We start from the raw sequence: 20,429 nt of genomic DNA, 5'->3' as shown, positions 1-20,429 counted from the left end.
TGAAACTAGCAGGTTTTTTCTCTTTTTTAGCGAAAATTACACAAAAGTTAAATAAATCAAGGAAACTGTCTCATTTTCGTAACGTTTTCACGAGAGAATGTGATACATTGAAAAAGAGTAACGTCCTTCAAGGACAGTGAAAGGTGAGGCAGGACATGTTTGAGCATGAAACAGTATTGAAATGGGAGTCGATCGAAGGACTCGCGATTAAACCCGACGGTATTTACGTCGATTGTACATTAGGTGGAGCAGGACACAGCGAAGAGATCGTCAAGCAATTGACGACAGGTCATCTATACGCATTTGATCAAGATGATGTCGCCCTCGCTCATGCAGCAGAACGTCTCGCGGCGTATGAAGGTCGCTTTACTTTAATAAAGAGTAATTTTGCTTATCTGAAAGAGCAATTAGCAGCACATGGCGTCGAGAAAGTGGACGGCATCTTATTCGATCTCGGTGTCTCTTCACCACAATTAGACGAAGGGGAACGAGGATTTAGTTACAATCACGACGCACGTCTCGACATGCGCATGGATCAATCTTCTCCACTTTCTGCTTACGAAGTCGTCAATGAGTGGCCGTACAATGATCTCGTACGTATCTTCTTTACATACGGGGAAGAGAAATTCTCGAAACAGATTGCGCGCAAAATCGAAAAAGCGCGGGAAGAGCGACCGATCGAGACGACGTTCGAACTCGTCGAATTGATCAAGGATGCGATTCCGGCACCAGCACGACGTAAAGGTGGTCACCCTGCGAAACGGACATTCCAAGCAATCCGGATCGCCGTCAATGATGAACTGAATGTCTTTGACCGTGCAGTACACCAAGCCATTGATTTATTACGGGTCGGTGGACGTCTATGTGTCATTACGTTCCATTCACTTGAAGATCGCATGTGTAAACAAGCAATCAAAGAAAAATCATCACTACCCGAGCTTCCACCGGGGTTACCGATGATTCCCGTCGAAATGGAGCCGGAACTCCGACTCGTCACACGCAAGCCGATTACGGCTGGTGTTGAAGAGCTCGATGATAACCGTCGCGCCCGATCGGCAAAATTACGAGTTGCTGAAAAAATGAAAGAAACTTGAGAGGAGCATTCCAATGGCAGAACCACTTCGTAAATCGGTCCAAACGGTTCAACCCGTTCGTCAACAACCTGTTCAGGAACCACGAAAGACGGAAGATATCGCGCGTCGCGTCGCCGTCCGTCCGAAGTATCGCTTGTATCCCTTTGAAAAATTCTTATACAGCGCGATGATTGGTGGTCTTGTGTTATTTGGGAGTTTGACGATCAGTACGCATAACGAAGCGTATAATGTGAGCCGTGATTTAGCGAAAGAGAACCAAGTCACACAATCACTCAAAAAAGAAAACGAACGTTTACAACTAGAGGTCACGAACTTAAGCTCTCCGGAACGGATTTATAAGATTGCAAAAGAACAGGGTCTTGATATGCGTAAAGGGAACATCAAGGTGATTCCTAAATGAATCCACTGAAAAAATCCCGTTGGAGAGTAGCCTTTATCATGGTGATATTTGCTACTCTCTTTTTTGTGTTCATTGGCCGATTTTTGTATTTAGCAACGACAAAACAGTTCCACGGTGAAGATATGATTGCATATGCGGAAAAGAAACGATGGGAGTCTCAAGAAACGCTTGGAGCAGAACGTGGCGAGATTTTCGACCGTCTCGGTTCCCCGATTGCGATCAATATTCCATCCTATCATCTGATTGGCGTTTATCGACTTGGTGGTGTCAAAGATCCAGATGAGACGATCGTCGACTTTAAAAAGACGGCTGAAGGTCTTGCGCCGATTCTTGGGATGACGACGAAGGAACTGGAGACCTATCTGATTGAAAACAAAGACCGTTCTCAAATTGAATTCGGAAAAAAAGGAAATGATTTGACGCTTGATCAAAAAGAGAAGATCGACAATCTGAAGCTTCCTGGCATCCGGATGATTGAAGAGCCGAAACGATACTATCCGAACGGCATCTTCTTGTCTGATACACTGGGGTTCGTTCAAAAGATCACCGAGGAAAATGGTCGGGTCGCTTTACAAGGTCAGATGGGAATCGAGAAGCAGTATGATAATGCTTTAAGTGAATCTTACGGAGCCCGTGTCTTTGAAAAGGATCGTAGCGGTAATCCGCTGATTCAAGGTGCGTCACGTGTCTCGAACGAACCGAAGGATGGATCGAATCTCTATTTGACGATCGATCATCGAATCCAACAGTCGCTTGAAAAAGAGATGCAAAAAATGTACAACACGTACAAACCGAAAAATGCGACAGGTATCGTCATGGATGCGAAGACTGGTGAAATCCTCGCTATGGCGGATCGCCCATCGTTCAACCCGAATTTACGTGATATGAAAGATTTCACGAATTTTGCCGTCTCGTCACGATTCGAGCCAGGTTCAACGATGAAAATCTTTACGCTCGCAGCGGCGATTGATGCGGGAGTCTTCCGTCCGAATGAGATGTATAAATCGGGTAGTTATAACTACAAAGGAACGGTCATCAAGGATTATAACGATGTCGGTTGGGGAACCATTCCGATGATTGAAGGGGTCTATCACTCCTCAAACGTCATGTTCTCGAAGTTGACAGCAGAAAAACTTGGGATCGAACGGTATAAAGATTATTTTAAGAAGTTTCATTTTGACCAACGAACGGGTATAGACATCTCGGGAGAAGTAAATAGTCAATCCGACTTGTCTAAACCGTTGAATGCGCTCATCACCTCATGGGGGCAATCGACTGCGGTCACGCCGATGCAATTGCTTCAAGGAGCGACAGCGATCGCTGGAGACGGCGAGATGGTCAAACCGCATATCATCCAAAAAGCGGATCATACGGATAAGGCACCATACCGAGCGAAAACAGAGGTCGTCGGTAAACCGATCTCCGCTGAAGCGGCAAAAGCAACACGCGAAGCACTCGACGGTGTCGTCAATAGTAAGCTTGGTACAGGTCAAATGTATAAGTTGAAAGATTACCGGGTCATTGGGAAGACCGGAACGGCTCAGATTTCTGAGAATGGAAAGTATATTCAAGGACAATTCATTCACTCGTTTATCGGTATGGCCCCCAAAGATGATCCGGAATTGATCATGTACATCGCGGTAGATCGTCCATCGAAAAACGAATCATCTGTTTCTGGTCCGCTCATCATGAGTCCTGTGTTCAAAAGTGTCATGAATACGGCACTACAGTATCGTAGTATCCAACCGGAAACGCAAAAGGATTCGGTGGATGTCAAAGCGAAGATCACGCCAAGTTATATCAAGAAGAGTGCTCGACAAGCGACTGATTTAGCAAAAGAACAAGAGGCAGTTGCGATCATCCTAGGCGATGGTGCTGAAGTCGTTTCACAGATTCCATCCCGTGGACAGGAATTCGTCAGCGGAGAACGTGTCTTGCTGAAAACATCAAATACGTTCAAGATGCCGGATTTGACCGGTTGGTCGCAACGAGATGTCAAAAAGCTTGTCAGCTTATATGATTTGAAGCTCGACGTCATCGGTAAAGGTTTTGTAACCAAACAATCGGCTCGAACTGGTACACTAGTGAAGGAAAATGGAAAGTTGACGGTCGAACTAGCTGAACCTAAAGAGTAACGGTAGAGCAAGTTTCCTGATTTCTACAGGAAGACGAGGACGAACAGGAGTCATTCGTTGACTTTTGCATTCGTCCTCTTTTGCTGTCATCGAATGGAGGTATATATCATGTTAACAATTACGCAACTCGCTGAATGGTTGCATCTCGATGTCAAAGATGATCGTATCGTTCGTCATTTTGCAACGGATTCACGCGCACAACTGGAAGACGGTCTCTATGTTCCGATTCAGGGAGCACGCGTCGATGGTCATCGATTCCTTGAAGGTGCAAAAAACCAAGGAGCGATCGTCACCTTATGGAAGAAAGGCATTGATCGACCAGACATCGATATCGTTTTCTTGGAAGTCGATGAACCATTGGTTGCCCTGCAACAAATCGCAAAACGATACTTAATGCAGATTGCGCCGAAAATTGTCGCCATCACTGGATCAAATGGGAAGACATCGACGAAGGACATGGTCGAGAGCGTACTCAAGACGACGTTTAAGACACATAAGACACAAGGAAACTTCAATTCGGATATCGGAATGCCATTAACGATTCTCATGATGCCAGCTGATACGGAAGTCGCTGTGCTTGAGATGGGAATGAACGGGTTTGGCGATATTGAATTCCTATCGAATCTAGCTGAGCCAGATATCGCACTCGTCACGAACATCGGCGAATCGCATGCGGAGCAAGTCGGTGGACGCAGTGGCATCGCCAAAGCGAAGCTTGAGATTCAATCCGGACTCAAACCAGGTGGTCATTTATTCGTTGATGGTGACGAACCACTTCTCGCAGAAGTCGAAGCGGAGAAGATCGGCTATCAAATCGGAAATACGTACCGGATCGAAACGAAGGAAGCAACGTTCTTTGGAACGACCTTTACTTACGATGGCACCGCTTTTCACCTACCAGTGCTAGGGAAACACCAAGTCCGAAATGCAGCATATGCAATTGCGACAGCACGTGCACTTGGCGTGACGGACGCCCGGATTCAAGAAGGGTTCGATGCGGTTGAATTGACACCGATGCGGATGGAACGATTACTCTTTGAAGAGACTGCGGTCATCAATGATGCGTATAACGCGAGTCCGACATCAATGAATGCAGCGATTGAGACGGTCACTGCGCTGGAAGGGTATACGACACGCGTTCTCGTCCTCGGCGATATGTATGAATTAGGGGACCAAGAACGCTTATTACATGCCTCGGTCGGAAAGCGGATTGCGTTACCTGTCTCGCATGCTATCCTAGTAGGGGAGAAAGGCGCGTGGATTGCTGAAGGAATCAGCGACCCGTCTGTTCAAATCCAATTCGCGACAACCGTCGAGGATGCTGCAAAACGATTGCGTCCATTGCTCGGAGAACGAACAATCGTTTTATTGAAAGCGTCACGTGGGATGGCGCTTGAACGGATATTAACCTATCTGAACGAAAACTAATTTTTGAAAAAAGGGTGTCTGCTATGATCACATTATTCATCAGTCTTATTCTTGCATTTCTTGTTGTACTACTCGTCATGCCAAAGGCGATTCCATTTCTACACCAATTGAAGTTCGGTCAGGAAATTCGGGAAGAAGGACCGCAATGGCATCAGGTCAAATCCGGAACACCGACGATGGGTGGAATCGTCATTCTTGTCGCGATGATCGTCAGCGTTCTCGGTGCAGTCGTCATGGGCGATCTATCGACGACACAATTATCGTTACTGTTTTTAACACTTGCTTATGGCGTCATCGGCTTCATTGATGATTACATCAAAGTCGTCAAGAAACGTAACCTTGGTCTGAATTCGAAACAAAAATTAATTGGACAAATCGTCGTCGGATTGTTATTCGTCTGGTTGAGCGGTGGATTCACGAGTGATGCGACGTATCTATCGATTCCATTTACCGATTTTGAGCTTGATTTCGGTATCGTCTATCCATTTGTTGCCTTGTTCTGGTTAGTTGGCTTCTCAAATGCAGTCAACTTGACGGATGGATTGGACGGTCTCGTATCATTCACAGCGATTCCAACATTCTTGTTCTTCGGATTATACAGTTGGTTTATCGCGGATGAAGTAGGCGCTGCTTGTTTTGCTTTCTCAGCAGTCGGTGCATTGATCGGATTCTTGTTATTCAATGCGCACCCAGCGAAGATCTTCATGGGAGATACAGGTTCACTTGCACTCGGTGCTGCACTAGCAGGTCTATCGATTGTCTTAAAACTGGAATTACTACTCGTCTTAATCGGTATCGTGTTCGTTGTCGAGACATTATCCGTCATTCTACAAGTCATCTCCTTTAAGACGACAGGGAAACGGATTTTCAAAATGAGCCCAATTCACCATCACTTCGAAATGGTCGGTTGGAGCGAATGGCGGATCGTCGGTACATTCGCAGGAATCAGCTGTTTGATGGCATTCATCGCCTATCTATTCGTGTAATAAAAAAGAAGAGAGAAAGTGAGCGATTCAACAATGGAACAACGACAATGGAATGATCAAAAAGTGCTCGTTCTCGGAACGGCGAAAAGTGGAATCGCAGCAGCTCGGTATTTAGCGAGTGTTGGTGCAGAGGTAACGGTCAATGACGGGAAAACGCCGTCCGAGAGTGATCAAGCGACGCTTGCATCGCTCGACGTTAAGACGGTCTACGGTGAGCACCCGCTCACACTACTCGACGACATCGATTTGATCGTCAAGAATCCAGGAATTCCGTATCACATTGATCTGCTACAAGAAGCCTTGCGACGCGATATTCCGGTTTGGACAGAGGTAGAACTGGCGTATCAAGCAACCGATGCGACGTGGATTGCCATCACAGGATCGAACGGGAAAACGACGACGACGACGCTTGTCCATGAATTGTTGAAAACCGGTACGCGGCGTGTACATTTGGCAGGAAACATTGGATTCCCGGCAATTGAAATCGCATGTCAGGCGAAACAGGACGATATCATCGTCATTGAATTATCAAGTTTTCAATTGATGGGGATCGAGCAGTTCCGACCATACACGGCAGCGTTTTTGAATTTATCACCGGCGCATCTGGATTATCATGGTGATTTTGAATCGTATGGCGAAGCGAAAGCCCGGATCTTTAAGAACATGAAAGAAACGGATCGTCTTGTCTTGAATGCCGATGATACGTCCGTTAATGCGCTCGGAAAGACTGCTGAAGTAACGCCACTCTTGTTCTCTCGTCGTCAATCGGCGTACGCAGAAGTCATGAACGATACGTTGACAATCAATGGGACGAGTATCTTACCTGTTGATGAACTGGCTCTCGGTGGTGGGCATAATGTCGAGAACGTTCTCGCAGCCTTAACACTCGTCGAACCGTTTAACTTAGCATTATCTGACGTTCAACACGTTCTACGGACGTTTGGTGGTGTAGAGCACCGGACACAGTTCGTCGGTGAAATTGCTGGTCGAAAAGTTTACAACGACTCAAAAGCGACGAATAATGTTGCAACAGAAGCGGCGTTGTCCGGATTTACGGCACCTATCATCTGGTTATGTGGCGGACTCGAGCGTGGAGCGGATTTGACACCGTTACTCGATTCAATGAAGCACGTCAAACACGTCATCGGACTTGGTGAGACGGGTCATCGATTCGGAACGCTTGCGTCAGAAAATGGCTATACGTCGACCGTTGTTGAGGCGATGGATGAAGCGGTGAAAGTCGCGTTTGAAGTGTCACAACCCGGCGACATCATTCTTCTGTCACCAGCATCTGCAAGTTGGGATCAATACAAGACATATGAAGAGCGCGGCGATCATTTCGTTCGTGCCGTACATGAAGTAGGAGGAACAACAGTATGAAAATCGTCGTCTCTGGAGGCGGTACAGGCGGTCACATTTATCCGGCACTCGCTATGATCCGGGAGCTCGAAAAACGCATGCCGTGTGAGGTCCTCTATATCGGAACAGAAAATGGTCTCGAGGCGGATATCGTCCGTCGCGCGGGAATCCCATTTGAATCGATTGAGATTTCTGGCATCCGTCGTTCCTTGTCGTTCGAAAACGTCAAGACCGGTATCCGGTTCGTCAAGAGCGTCCGGCGTGTTCGTCGACTACTGCGTCAGTTCCAACCGGATATCGTCGTCGGTACAGGTGGATTCGTTTGTGGACCGGTATTGTATACGGCTGCAAAAATGGGTTTCAAGACACTCGTTCATGAACAAAACAGTTTACCTGGTATCACGAATAAATTCTTAGCTCGGTATGTGGACCGGGTTGCACTCTCTTTTAAAGGGTCTGGACATCACTTCGGTAAGAATGAAGCGAAGACGGTTTTAATTGGAAATCCGCGTGCTTCTGAAGTGGCAGAGCTCAACATCAATCCGCTTGAAGAGCGACAACGTTTCGGTTTTGAGGAAGGACGCCCTCTCATCGTCATCTATGGCGGTAGTCGTGGCGCACCCGCAATCAACGAAGCAGTCGTCGATATGATGCCAAAGGTCGAGCAAGCAGGCTGGTCGCTCCTCTTCGTTACGGGTCAAATTCATTACGATACGATTGTGTCACGCGTCGGTTCCGTACCAGAACGCATTCAACTTCGTCCATTCGTATATGATTTACCGAATATCTTAAAAGCCAGCCAACTCGTCATTTCGCGTTCGGGAGCAAGTACGCTTGCAGAGCTGACGACACTCGGCTTACCGAGTGTGCTCATCCCAAGTCCTTACGTGACGGAAAATCATCAAGAGGTCAATGCCTCATCGCTCGTCGAGACAGGTGCGAGTCTATTGATTCGTGAACAGGAACTGACAGGTGATCGGTTGTTTGAGGCATGTGAAAAAGCGTTAGCACAACAACAAACGATGTCTGAAGCGGCGCTTGCGCTCGGTATGCCGAACGCTTCACGGGACTTGGTTGATGAATTGTTACGATTGACGGCACAAAAAAACTAAACTATTGCAGGAAAAGACCGATAGGGAAATGAACTGTTACGTATAGAGGGGGAATGAGACGTGAGGGAACGGAGAGCGGTCGGACGACCACAAGAGGACGAGAACGTCCGTAGCCTCGAGGATAAGATACCTTATATCCGTGAACAACGTCGCAAAAAAGCCAACCGAAGACTCATTTATGTCCTGATTCTGATTGGTCTATTGGTCGGTGTCGTCTTTTATCTACAATCGAGTTATTCTCGGGTTGCTCAATTTGATATCGAGGGTAATGTCAATGTGAAGTCTGCTGATATCTTGCAAGCGTCCGGGATTAAGGTGAAGGAAACACACGCCTTTAATGTATCGGAAGAAGACGTTCTTGAGCGAATCGAGAAGGTTCCGGGTATTCAAGAAGCGACGATGCAAAAACAGTTTTTGCATCAATATCGCGTGACGGTGACGGAAGAGAAAGAGATTGCTTACGCGAAGGATAAACCGGGAGACCGGATCGTGCTTGCGGACGGGACGATCATTCCTGGAAAGTCGAAGGAAGAACTATTCGATGCTCCGATCTTGACAGGATTCACGGATCAGTCATTAAATCGATTGACGAAGGAACTTGTTAAAATCGAGCCGAAAGTACGAAGCCGGATTTCCGAGATCGTCGCAAACGATAAGACGGACAAAGGCGGTCTGAAGTTATTCATGACGGATGGGAATACGGTATTACTCAGTACGTCTGCCTTTTCAAATTCCTTGAATGAATACGTGAAGGTCATTTCTGCCTTACCGAAAGGAAAGACGGGAACAATTACAATTGATGGCGGTATCTATTTCAAACCATATAAAGGGAAAAAATAGAAGATTCGTAAAGGGTTGACGAACAAAAAAACAAACGTGTGTTTTCATTCGTCGACCGTTGTTCGAATCGTCATCAAATCGTAATCTATTCGAACGCTAAGACGGGCAATAACTTCTTTTCGTAAGTATTTATATAGTGTAGACTTAAACGAGAAGAAGCCTGTCCTGTTCCTAGAATATAATTAGGAATAAAAAGGATTAGTATTATGAAAGTGGAGGTGTCACTCCCATGGAAACGAAAGGTACGATTGCCGCACTCGACATAGGGACATCGGAGGTGAAACTCATCGTCGGTGAACTACTTGGTGGAACGCTGAACGTTCTTGCTGAAGGTTCTGCACCATCCGCGGGTGTTAAACGAGGTGTCATCGTTGACATCGATCAAACGGTACATGCCATTAAACAAGCGGTCACGGAAGTGGAACGTACACTTGGTGAACCAATTGGTGAAGTATATGTCGCTATTTCTGGCGAACACATTCAAGTGAAGGATTGCCAGGGGATGACATCGATCAAAGGTGAGGACAATGAAATCACAGATGATGACGTGAAAGATGTTCTGCATTCTGCGATGGTCATGCGAATTCCAAACGAACTCAGTGTCGTCGATGTTCTACCGAAGACGTTTACGGTCGATCAGCAAACGGAGATCACTGATCCTAGAGGAATGATTGGTTATCGTCTCGAAGTAACAGGGAAGCTCATCATCGGAGCAAAGACGATCCTACATAGCATTAAACGTTCCATTGAACGGGCTGGTTTAGAGCTTGCTGGATATGTGCTGGAGAGTTTAGCGGTATCTAGAATCGCAGCATCGATTGATGAACTCGAACTCGGTGTCGGAATCATCGACATCGGACATGAGACGACGACACTTTCCATCTATGAAAAGAATGATCTCGTCTACTCGACGACGTTGCCATACGGTGGCGATCATCTGACACGTGATTTGACGTATAAGATGAATTGTAAATATCAAGATGCGAAGCTCGCAAAAGAAGAGTACGGTGTTGCCCTTGAAGCACTCGGTGATCCGGAAGAGAAAGTTTCTTACGTCACGATCAACGGGGAACATCGTTTCGAGCCACAATCAGAAATCGGTTTCGTGTTAGAAGCACGACTTGAGGAAATCTTCGAGATGATTCAAAAACGAATGACGCAAGCCGGATACGCTCATATGAACAGCGGTTTAATCTTGTGTGGCGGAAGTTCTTCACTGCCGGGAATCGACCAGCTTGGAAAACGAATCTTCAAGCAGAGCGTCAATGTCTATCAACCTGCTAGTCTTGGTATTCGTCATCCGAAGTATGCCGTCGCAGCTGGTATGTTACGTTATGTACTGTCACGAAGCGCCGTATCGAAATCAGGTTTCGACCGCGCGGAAGAGAAGGAAGTCGTAGCACACGGACGTGAACAGGATGCACTGCTCATGAACGAACAAGCGACACCTGTTCGAGAAGAACGGTCGACACGTGAACAGCCTCCAAAAGAGAAAAAGTCATTCAGCAGTTTCTTTGAGAAATTCTTTGGTTAATGCCTACAAAAAATCCAATGAGTAAAAAATATTAGGGGGCCCTTTTTATGTTGCATTTTGATGAAATGATGGACCAAGTAGCAAAAATCAAGGTCATCGGTGTAGGTGGTGGCGGTTCGAACGCCGTCAACCGAATGATTGAACACGGTGTCCAAGGCGTAGAATTCATCGCAGTAAACACGGATGCGCAGGCATTGAACATGTCACAAGCTGACGTAAAACTACAACTCGGTGCTAAATTGACACGCGGTCTCGGTGCGGGTGCCAATCCGGAAATCGGTAAAAAAGCGGCGGAAGAGAGCCGTGAGCAATTAACAGAAATCCTTTCTGGTGCTGACATGGTCTTCGTCACAGCGGGAATGGGTGGCGGAACGGGTACAGGAGCAGCTCCTGTCATCGCGGAGATTTCAAAAGAGATCGGCGCATTGACAGTCGGTGTCGTCACAAAACCATTCATGTTCGAAGGACGTAAACGGATGCAACATGCTGTTTCAGGTGTCCAGAACTTCAAAGAAAAAGTCGATACGTTAATCGTCATTCCGAACGACAAATTACTTGAAATCGTCGATCGGAATACACCAATGCTTGAAGCGTTTAAAGAAGCGGATAACGTCTTGCGTCAAGGTGTACAGGGTATCACTGACTTGATCGCCGTACCTGGTCTGATCAACCTCGACTTCGCCGATGTGAAGACGATCATGACTGAGAAAGGTTCTGCTTTGATGGGTGTAGGTGTCGCGACAGGCGAGCACCGCGCGACGGAAGCAGCGAAAAAAGCGATTTCGAGTCCGTTGCTTGAGACATCGATCGAAGGCGCAAAAGGTGTTCTGATGAACATCACAGGTAGTGCGAACCTCAGCTTGTACGAAGTGACGGAAGCCGCACAAATCGTCCAGAGTGCAGCCGATGAGGAAGTCAACTTGATCTTCGGTTCTGTCATCAACGATAACCTAGAAGATGAAATCATCGTCACAGTCATCGCGACGGAATTCGAAAACGAACCACTCGATTTCGAAATCCCATCGGCACAAGAGATGATGAAAAACCTCTTGAAGAAAAAACAAGCGACTCCACCACCAACTGAGGAGTCTAAACCACAAGTCGAAGAGACACCTGTCAGCTCGAATCCTGAACCGGCTAAAGCGCCAGATGTCGAAGAAACGATGGACATCCCATCATTCCTTCGCCGGAATAATCGTTGATCGATGTTCCAGTGACACGACTGCTAAATGATGAGGTGTCGCGAAAGCGGCGCCTCTTTTTTTAAAATCAAAGGAGGCATGAACATGTTTGGACAATGGATCAAATGGGATACACCGACGGGTACCGTACGTGCCGCCTTTACGACGAAGTTCGCAGCCCCTCATGAGAACGGAAATTTAGGATTACATGTCAACGATGATCGCGACGGTGTCATCCAGAACCGACAAGTCATCGCACGTCAGCTTGATCTCTCCCTTGAGAACTCGATTTGGGCACAGCAAGTTCACGGAAATCACGTCGAACAGGTGACGACACTTGACTCTGGGCGCGGTGCTTTGGATTACGAAACAGCGATTCCGGGTACAGATGGATTGGTGACGACCGATTCAAATGTCTTATTGATGATGCTGTTCGCTGACTGTGTGCCGCTTGTCTTCTGTGATCCGACGACAGGAATCATCGCGAATACGCACGCCGGCTGGCGCGGAACTGTCGGCAATATCGTCGAGGAAACAGTCAAGCAAATGGAACGTGCGGGTGCGAGTCGTTCATCGATTCAAATGGTCATCGGTCCATCGATCCGTGATTGTTGTTACGAAGTCGATCAACCCGTCATCGATGCAATCGATGCGCTTGAACTCGATGAGTCTCCTTACATACGCAAGGAAGATGGAAAAGCGATGTTATCGCTACAAAAAACGAACGCTGCGCTAGCTGAGCGTTGTGGAGTCGGTGATGTCCTTGACACAGGTCTATGTACACACTGTCAGGCGGAAGATTACTTCTCTTATCGCCACGGCGACCACGGTGGTCGCTTTGCAAGTTTGATCGTAAAGGAGTCATTGGATGTCAATTCTTGATAATGTACAAGAGGTTACGAAACGAATGCAACAAGCGAGTGAAAAGAGTTCTTCAGAAAAGCAGGTACAGTTGATTGGCGTGACGAAATCAGTCTCAAGTCAAGTTGCTTCTGAATTATTAGCAGCAGGTGTGACCCATCTCGGTGAAAATCGTCCGGATGGATTGCTCGAAAAACAGGCAGAGCTCGGACGAACCGCCTGTACATGGCACTTCATCGGTACGCTACAAACGCGTAAAGTTCGTCAGATCATCGATGCCATTGACGTGCTGCATTCCCTTGACCGTCTTCATTTGGCGGAAGAGATCAATAAACGAACGGACCGAATCATTGATTGTTTCATTCAAGTCAACGTTTCTGGAGAAGAATCGAAGCAAGGCATCGCGCCTGAGGATGTACCGTCGTTCTTACATGAAATCGGTCAGTATCCAGCGATTCGTGTCATCGGACTGATGACGATGGCACCGTTAACGGAAGATACGACGCGTATCCGTGAGGTATTCCGGTCATTAAAAACATTGCAAGAAGAGGTCAAGGCGAAAAAATTGTCGTATGCTCCATGTACGGAGTTATCTATGGGAATGTCGTCTGATTTTGAGATCGCCATCGAAGAAGGGGCGACGTTCGTCCGAATCGGGACGACGCTCGTTCACACCTAAACGAGAAGAAGGGAGAATGGATATGGGTTTTAAATCAAAAATGCAAAATCTATTTCTCGGCAACAGCGACGATTTAGATGAACTTGAATATGAAAATGATGCTACAATAAATAAAGGTAGAGGTGCTTCACAACAAGAGTATGAAGAGTATTACGAGGAATCTACCCCAAGTGTTACTCAAAAGGAGGACAGCGTGAGACAATCGAATATCGTGCCGCTTCATGCGACGAAAAAAACGAAATCGCAAGTCATCTTGAGTGAACCACGTGTCTTCAACGAAGCCCAGGAAATCGGGGAACATCTTCGTCAGAACCGTGCTGTCATCGTCAATATGCAGCGTATGTCAAAAGATCAATCACGACAGATGATCAATTTCTTATCTGGTGTCGTCTTCGCTCTCGATGGAACGATTACGACGATCAGTCAGAATACCCTCCTCTGTGTTCCGAACAACGTCGAGTTAGCTGGTAGCATCTCGAATCTTCTTGGAGAAGATGATATTAATCATAAGGGGTGGTAAGTATGGATTCTCAAGTGATGTACGCAATTGGTCGTACATTGAGTACGTTATTACAGTATTACAGTTACGTCATGATCGTTTATATCCTGCTTTCGTGGTTCCCGAATGCCCGTGATTCTAAATTCGGACAAGTGCTCGCGATGTTAGTCGAGCCATTCCTAGCGCCCTTCCGTCGTATCATCCCGCCTATCGGGGGCATGCTGGATATCTCACCGATTGTAGCCTTCCTCGTCTTGAACTTGGCTCAATCGGGTATCCGAGCAATCTTTTTAGTATGAGCGTATACGATCATTATCGTGGAAGCGAGCGGGAATTCGTCGATTCAGTCTTGAACTGGATCGATCATGTGGAAGCGACCTATACGTTCAAATTAACGGATTTCCTAGATCCACGTGAACAACAAATCACACAAGAACTCGTCGGCTCGAAATGCGCCCTCTTTTTTGAGGGCGGTTTCGAAGGCGCTGAACGTAAACGCGCAATCCTCGCACCAGATTATTATGAATACAACGCGGATGACTTTGACATTTCCATCTATCGCATTCATTATCCTACTAAATTCGTTGAACTTTCTCATCGTCAAGTCACCGGTACATTATTGAACGTCGGATTGAAACGATCTAAATTCGGCGACGTCATCATTCAGGATCAAGTACAGTTTGCCGTCGCGGACGAAGTCGCGACCTATATCGAAGCAAACGTCGAACGTGCAGGGAAGACGAAGATTCGTCTTTCGCGTGTTGAGGCGGAAGACCGTTTGAAAGTGAAGGATCAAGAGTGGGAAGAGACACTTGGGTTCGTCAGTTCACTTCGGTTCGATACGGTCGTGAGTGAAATTCTCGGTTTCTCACGTCAAAAAGCACAGACGCTCATCAAACAAGGTGAAAGTAAGGTCAATTACAAAGTAGTGGATGATTCGAGCTTCATGCTAGAAGAAGGCGACTTGCTTTCCTTGCGTGGAACAGGACGCGTCAAGTTGATTGCAATCCTCGGATCAACGAAACGTGACCGGATCAAGCTACAATACGGTATTTTAAAAGGATAAGATAAATGCGGAGGAGGAATTCATCATGCCATTAACGCCACTCGATATTCATAATAAGGAGTTCACACGAAAGTTTCGCGGCTATGACGAAGATGAAGTGAACGAATTCCTAGATCAAGTCATCAAGGATTTTGAATTGTTGTTACGTGAGAATCGTCAACAACAAGAAGTCATCCAAAACATGCAAGCACGCGTCGATTACTTCAGTTCGATGGAAGAAACATTGAATAAATCGATCATCGTCGCACAGGAAGCGGCTGAAGAAGTCAAAGCCAATGCTTCAAAAGAAGCAAGCTTGATCCTAAAGCAAGCAGAACGTGAAGCAGAGCAGTTGCAAGATGCGGCGCAACGCCGGGCACAACGGACGGACTTCGAAGTAGAGCAAATGCGCAAAAAAATCGAACTCTATCGTAATCGATTCAAAGTATTGATCGATGCGCAGATGGAATTATTGACGAGCCATGACTGGGATGCGTTTGATTTCTCTTCTCGTGGAGCGCTTGACGATGTTCCAGCAGTTGCGTATAATGACGACGATGTCGTATAAATAAAATCAATGACAAGGACACGTCGCATCTTGGACGGTTGACAGCGAATCGGGGAATGGTGGAAGCCCGAGCAACGAAAAAGATGGGGTATCCCCTTGGAGTGCATGACTGAACGTTCGCTGAACAGTAAGTCATGCCGGCTCACTCCCGTTATCGAGTTCTTAAGCGGTCCTGCGTCGTCAAACTGGCGAGCGGGATTAGTAGGGTGGTACCGCGAGTTCAGCCAAGCTCGTCCCTATCTCAGGGATGAGCTTGGCTTTTTTTGTACTTTTAAAGCGAAAGGTGAGAGATGGTCAGATGGATTACAAAGAAACCTTATTGATGATGAAAACGGAGTTTTTAATGCGAGGCAACTTGCCAAAACGTGAACCAGATATGCAAGCACGATGGGAAGAGATGAATCTCTACGCTGCGGTCCAGGAAAAGAATGCTGGAAAGCCAACGTTCATCCTCCACGATGGTCCTCCGTATGCGAATGGTGACATCCACATGGGTCACGGATTAAACAAAGTCTTAAAAGACATCATCGTTCGTTATAAATCGATGAATGGCTTCCAGTCTCCGTACGTGCCTGGTTGGGACACACACGGATTACCAATCGAAACTGCACTTCAAAAAGCCGGTGTTGATCGTAAATCGATGACGGTCGCTGAATTCCGTGAATTATGTGCGAAATATGCGCTCGAACAAGTTGATCACCAACGCGAACAGTTCAAACGCCTCGGCGTTCTCGGTGACTATGACAACCCATATATCACCCTGCAACCAGAATTTGAAGCAGCTCAAATTCGTTTATTCGGGGATATGGCGAACAAAGGCTATATCTACAAAGGGAAGAAACCGGTCTATTGGTCACCGTCTTCTGAATCAGCACTCGCTGAAGCAGAAATCGAATATCAAGATAAACGGTCAGCTGCTATCTATGTCGCGTTCCAAGTCATGGACGGGAAAAACATCTTAGAGCCGACGGATCATTTCGTCATCTGGACGACGACACCATGGACGATTCCAGCGAACCTCGGAATCTCTGTCAGTGCGGAACTGACATATGCGCGGATCGAATATCAAGGAAAAGGCTATATCGTAGCGGAAACACTCGTCCCTGAAGTCATCGAAGCACTCGGATTGGAAGACGCAACAGTCGGACGTATCTTTAATGGTGCGGACTTCGAATACATGAAAGCAAAACATCCATTGTACGACCGTGAATCACTCGTCATGCTTGGCGATCACGTTACAGCGGAAGCGACAGGTGTCGTGCATACGGCTCCAGGTCACGGGGAAGATGACTTCCGTATCGGTCAAGCGTACGGTCTTGACGTTCTTTGCCCAGTCGACGATAAAGGGGTCATGACAGCAGAAGCTCCTGGATTCGAAGGCATGTTCTATGAAGATGCGAACAAAGAAATCGGTCTCGCACTCGAAGAAGCAGGCGCTCTCTTAAAACTGTCGTTCATCAAACACTCGTATCCACACGACTGGCGGACGAAAAAACCGGTCATCTTCCGGGCAACGCCACAGTGGTTCGCTTCAATCAAAGACTTCCGTGCGGAAATCCTTGATGAAATCAAAGGCGTCCAGTGGGTACCAGAGTGGGGCGAAACACGTCTCCACAACATGTTCAAAGACCGCGGCGACTGGGTCATCTCACGTCAACGTGCTTGGGGCGTTCCACTTCCAATCTTCTATGCTGAAGATGGAACGGAAATCGTCACACCAGAAACGATTGATCATATCGCGAATTTATTTGCAGCTCACGGATCAAATGTCTGGTATGAGCGCGAAGCAGTCGACTTGCTTCCTGAAGGATTCACACATCCAGCAAGCCCGAACGGTATCTTCAAAAAAGAAACGGACATCATGGATGTCTGGTTCGATTCTGGTTCATCACATGCCGGTGTCCTTGCGACACGTCCTGAATTGACACGTCCAGCGGATCTCTATCTTGAAGGATCTGACCAATATCGTGGTTGGTTCAACTCGTCGCTATCGACAGCCGTCGCAACGACAGGAAAAGCACCATACAAAGCGGTCGTCAGTCACGGATTCGTTCTGGATGGTCAAGGTCGCAAGATGTCGAAATCGATCGGTAACACGATTGCACCGATCCAAGTCATGCAACAATTCGGAGCAGAGATCCTTCGCTTATGGGTCGCATCTGTCGATTATCAAGCTGATGTCCGGGCATCGATGGATAACTTTAAACAAGTCTCAGAATCCTATCGTAAAATCCGCAACACGGTTCGTTTCCTCCTCGGAAACTTGGATCAATTCGATCCTGCGACGCACCGCGTCGCATTTGAAGACTTACCAGAGTCAGACCGTTTCATGCGGACGAAACTGGACCAACTTGTTGGAAAAGTAAAAGCGGCTTATGATGCGTACGACTTCATGTCGGTCTATCAATTGCTCCACAACTTCTGTGTCCTTGATTTGTCGTCGTTCTACCTCGATTACACGAAAGATATCCTGTATATCGAAAAAGCAGACGCGACATCGCGTCGTGCGGTTCAGACGGTCATGTATGATACAGTCGTTGCCTTATTGCAATTGATGGCACCAGTCTTGCCTCACACAGCAGACGAAGCATGGGAATTCGTACCAGCTGTTGAGACGAAGAGTATCTTCCTGACAGACCTTCCGGAAACGGTCGAAGTCTCAGAAGAAGGACTTGCCCTCATCGAGAAATGGAACGCGTTCCTGACGTTCCGCGATGATGTCTTAAAAGCACTCGAGGAAGCGCGTGTTGAGAAACTCGTCGGTAAGACACTCGAAGCGAAACTCTTGCTTGCACCAAAGGAAGAGACGAAAGCCTTGCTCGGAACAATCGATCATCTTGAGCAGTTACTCCAAGTCTCACAACTCGAATTCGTGGAAACGGCGGATAAGATGTATGAGACGACCGGCATCACGGTTCAAAAAGCTGACGGTGAAAAATGTGAACGTTGTTGGACATATTCGACGGAACTCGGACAAGATCCGGCTCATCCGACGCTTTGCCCACGTTGTACTGAAGTCGTCAATTCTTTATAATGATACAAAGGGAGGGGCGACTGCGACTTCGCAGGACGTCCCTCATTATTTTTGGATGCGGAGGACAATAGGATGTGGCTTTACTTAGGGATTGCTGCTTTACTCGTTGGAATCGACCAGTTGACGAAATGGATTGTCGTTCAAAACATGACGATCGGTCAAGCGATCACGGTCATTCCGGATTTCTTTTATCTCAACTCGTATCGAAATCGAGGCGCTGCGTGGGGAATGCTCGAAGGTAAATTCGGCTTTTTCTTCATCGTTACAGTCGTCGTCGTCATTGGATTGATTTACTTCCTCTACAAGGAAGGCACGAAAAATAAGGTATTTGCTTGGAGCATCGCGTTATTGCTCAGTGGTGCGATCGGAAATTTCATTGATCGAATGGCACGAGGAGAAGTCGTTGATTTCTTCCATTTCTTCCCGTTCGGCTATAATTTTCCGATCTTTAATGTCGCAGACGTCTGTTTGACGTTTGGTGTCATCACGATGCTGATCAGCGTCATGTTCGAAGAACGGTTGACTAAGAAAGGAACGATGGATAAATGAATGAAGTAGAAACATGGTCCGTACAAGCGGATGGAGCGACAGGGCGCATTGATAAATGGCTCGCAGAACAAAACGATTGGTCGCGTTCGCAAGTACAGGAATGGTTGAAAGCGGGACGTGTCGAAGTCGATGGTCGTGTCGTCAAACCGAACTATAAATTATCGGGAACGGAATCGATTGTCGTTCATATCCCGGAAGCGGTGGAGCTCGAGATCTTACCGGAAGACATCCCGCTTGAAGTCGTGTATGAGGACTCGGACGTCATCGTCGTCAACAAACCAAAAGGGATGGTCGTCCACCCGGCGGCAGGGCATGTCTCAGGAACGCTCGTCAACGCCTTATTACACCACTGTCAAGATCTCTCAGGCATCAATGGCGTCAAACGTCCAGGAATCGTTCACCGAATCGATAAGGATACGTCAGGTCTGTTGATGGTCGCTAAGAACGACTTAGCGCATGAGTCACTGGCGCATCAATTAAAAGAGAAGACAACGGAACGTCTCTACATCGCGCTCGTGCACGGTGAAATCCCGCACGAACTCGGAACGATCGAAGCGCCGATCGGACGCGATAAGAACGACCGTCAACGGATGACGGTAACGGATAAGAATTCAAAGTCTGCCGTAACCCATTTCCGTGTTCTCGATCGATACGAAGGCTTTACGGTCGTTGAATGTAAACTTGAAACAGGACGGACGCACCAAATCCGAGTCCATATGCGTTATATCGGTTTCCCGCTTGCGGGTGACCCGAAATATGGTCCACGCAAGACGATGAAAATGAACGGTCAAGCCTTGCATGCTGCGGTTCTCGGTTTCGAACACCCACGCACAGGTGAGTGGATGCGCTTTGAAGCACCGCTCCCAGAAGAGATGACATTTGAAATCGGTCAATTGAAAAAACTTGAATTAGAGTCTTGACGTTTTTCTAATAAAACGGTAGAGTATCACCTAGAGAGCGATGCGAGACATCCTCTACTGACACTTCGGTCGTCCGAGTTACGATCCTACCTAACTAGTATCACCTTTAATCGAGTCCGGAGAGGCTGCGAAAGGGAGAACCTACCACGATTGTGTGTAGGCATGCATACATGACGTATGCCATGATTCTGTCTTCGATGACCTT

The 20,429-nt window shown here is 47.1% G+C and carries 19 protein-coding genes and 1 other annotated feature; all 19 genes read left to right on the top strand.

The annotated features are described in order from the left end of the window. The first annotated feature begins 155 nt into the window (after positions 1 to 155). The 19 genes from rsmH (at position 156) to KNQ08_RS07325 (ending at position 20,224) form a co-directional block, all read left to right on the top strand. Positions 156 to 1,094 (top strand): 16S rRNA (cytosine(1402)-N(4))-methyltransferase RsmH, encoded by a 939-nt coding sequence (gene rsmH, locus KNQ08_RS07415; RefSeq protein ID WP_029342146.1) that lies wholly within the window; start codon positions 156 to 158, stop codon positions 1,092 to 1,094. 13 nt (positions 1,095 to 1,107) lie between these two features. Beyond that, complete coding sequence (gene ftsL / locus KNQ08_RS07410) at positions 1,108 to 1,494, top strand: cell division protein FtsL (RefSeq protein WP_023468808.1); 387 nt, start codon at positions 1,108 to 1,110, stop codon at positions 1,492 to 1,494. Between the two features lie 65 nt (positions 1,495 to 1,559). Beyond that, on the top strand, positions 1,560 to 3,629 hold the full coding sequence (locus tag KNQ08_RS07405; RefSeq protein ID WP_236627099.1) for a penicillin-binding protein: 2,070 nt from the start codon (positions 1,560 to 1,562) through the stop codon (positions 3,627 to 3,629). 108 nt (positions 3,630 to 3,737) lie between these two features. Continuing rightward, positions 3,738 to 5,057, top strand: coding sequence for a UDP-N-acetylmuramoyl-tripeptide--D-alanyl-D-alanine ligase (locus tag KNQ08_RS07400; protein WP_244290044.1), 1,320 nt, complete (start codon positions 3,738 to 3,740; stop codon positions 5,055 to 5,057). 23 nt (positions 5,058 to 5,080) lie between these two features. After that, entirely contained in the window at positions 5,081 to 6,043 is a 963-nt protein-coding gene (gene mraY / locus KNQ08_RS07395; RefSeq protein WP_050677532.1) for a phospho-N-acetylmuramoyl-pentapeptide-transferase, read from the top strand. A 33-nt stretch (positions 6,044 to 6,076) separates the two neighbouring features. Then, positions 6,077 to 7,423, top strand: a complete 1,347-nt coding sequence (murD, locus tag KNQ08_RS07390) for a UDP-N-acetylmuramoyl-L-alanine--D-glutamate ligase (protein ID WP_149427628.1) — start codon at positions 6,077 to 6,079, stop codon at positions 7,421 to 7,423. Beyond that, positions 7,420 to 8,514, top strand: a complete 1,095-nt coding sequence (gene murG / locus KNQ08_RS07385) for an undecaprenyldiphospho-muramoylpentapeptide beta-N-acetylglucosaminyltransferase (RefSeq protein WP_214805185.1) — start codon at positions 7,420 to 7,422, stop codon at positions 8,512 to 8,514. The genes murD and murG overlap by 4 nt, the downstream gene beginning before the upstream one ends. A 60-nt stretch (positions 8,515 to 8,574) precedes the next feature. After that, on the top strand, positions 8,575 to 9,354 hold the full coding sequence (locus KNQ08_RS07380) for a cell division protein FtsQ/DivIB (RefSeq protein ID WP_050677530.1): 780 nt from the start codon (positions 8,575 to 8,577) through the stop codon (positions 9,352 to 9,354). A gap of 229 nt (positions 9,355 to 9,583) precedes the next feature. Further along, positions 9,584 to 10,888 carry a cell division protein FtsA gene (ftsA, locus tag KNQ08_RS07375; RefSeq protein WP_029342138.1) on the top strand — a complete coding sequence of 435 codons (1,305 nt, stop codon included), beginning with the start codon at positions 9,584 to 9,586 and terminating at the stop codon, positions 10,886 to 10,888. Between the two features lie 47 nt (positions 10,889 to 10,935). Beyond that, positions 10,936 to 12,090: a cell division protein FtsZ gene (gene ftsZ, locus KNQ08_RS07370; RefSeq protein WP_029342137.1), complete on the top strand. Its 1,155-nt coding sequence runs from the start codon at positions 10,936 to 10,938 to the stop codon at positions 12,088 to 12,090. Between the two features lie 84 nt (positions 12,091 to 12,174). After that, entirely contained in the window at positions 12,175 to 12,951 is a 777-nt protein-coding gene (gene pgeF / locus KNQ08_RS07365; RefSeq protein WP_047393727.1) for a peptidoglycan editing factor PgeF, read from the top strand. After that, on the top strand, positions 12,938 to 13,609 hold the full coding sequence (locus KNQ08_RS07360) for a YggS family pyridoxal phosphate-dependent enzyme (protein ID WP_149427625.1): 672 nt from the start codon (positions 12,938 to 12,940) through the stop codon (positions 13,607 to 13,609). Before pgeF ends, KNQ08_RS07360 begins: the two co-directional genes overlap by 14 nt. Before the next feature lie 193 nt (positions 13,610 to 13,802). Beyond that, on the top strand, positions 13,803 to 14,129 hold the full coding sequence (locus KNQ08_RS07355) for a cell division protein SepF (RefSeq protein WP_231496839.1): 327 nt from the start codon (positions 13,803 to 13,805) through the stop codon (positions 14,127 to 14,129). Between the two features lie 2 nt (positions 14,130 to 14,131). Further along, the gene (locus KNQ08_RS07350) at positions 14,132 to 14,407 is read left to right on the top strand and encodes a YggT family protein (RefSeq protein WP_023468796.1); all 276 of its coding nucleotides are present in this window, start codon (positions 14,132 to 14,134) and stop codon (positions 14,405 to 14,407) included. Next, positions 14,404 to 15,174, top strand: coding sequence for a YlmH family RNA-binding protein (locus tag KNQ08_RS07345; RefSeq protein WP_214723655.1), 771 nt, complete (start codon positions 14,404 to 14,406; stop codon positions 15,172 to 15,174). Before KNQ08_RS07350 ends, KNQ08_RS07345 begins: the two co-directional genes overlap by 4 nt. A gap of 25 nt (positions 15,175 to 15,199) precedes the next feature. Beyond that, complete coding sequence (locus tag KNQ08_RS07340; RefSeq protein WP_023468794.1) at positions 15,200 to 15,721, top strand: DivIVA domain-containing protein; 522 nt, start codon at positions 15,200 to 15,202, stop codon at positions 15,719 to 15,721. Next, positions 15,722 to 15,962: a binding site (T-box leader), on the top strand. It begins immediately after the preceding gene. A 57-nt stretch (positions 15,963 to 16,019) separates the two neighbouring features. Then, positions 16,020 to 18,755, top strand: coding sequence for an isoleucine--tRNA ligase (gene ileS / locus KNQ08_RS07335; RefSeq protein ID WP_214805184.1), 2,736 nt, complete (start codon positions 16,020 to 16,022; stop codon positions 18,753 to 18,755). 72 nt (positions 18,756 to 18,827) lie between these two features. Beyond that, positions 18,828 to 19,304: a signal peptidase II gene (gene lspA / locus KNQ08_RS07330; protein ID WP_023468792.1), complete on the top strand. Its 477-nt coding sequence runs from the start codon at positions 18,828 to 18,830 to the stop codon at positions 19,302 to 19,304. Continuing rightward, a complete protein-coding gene (locus KNQ08_RS07325) occupies positions 19,301 to 20,224 on the top strand; it encodes an RluA family pseudouridine synthase (protein WP_023468791.1) in 924 nt (307 codons plus the stop codon). Before lspA ends, KNQ08_RS07325 begins: the two co-directional genes overlap by 4 nt. The last annotated feature ends 205 nt before the right edge of the window (positions 20,225 to 20,429 follow it).

Origin of the sequence: Exiguobacterium sp. s46 (assembly GCF_018618875.1) — a bacterium.
In the GTDB taxonomy this organism is placed as follows: Bacteria; Bacillota; Bacilli; order Exiguobacteriales; family Exiguobacteriaceae; genus Exiguobacterium_A; species Exiguobacterium_A abrahamii.
This window is presented reverse-complemented; position numbering and strand designations above follow the sequence as displayed.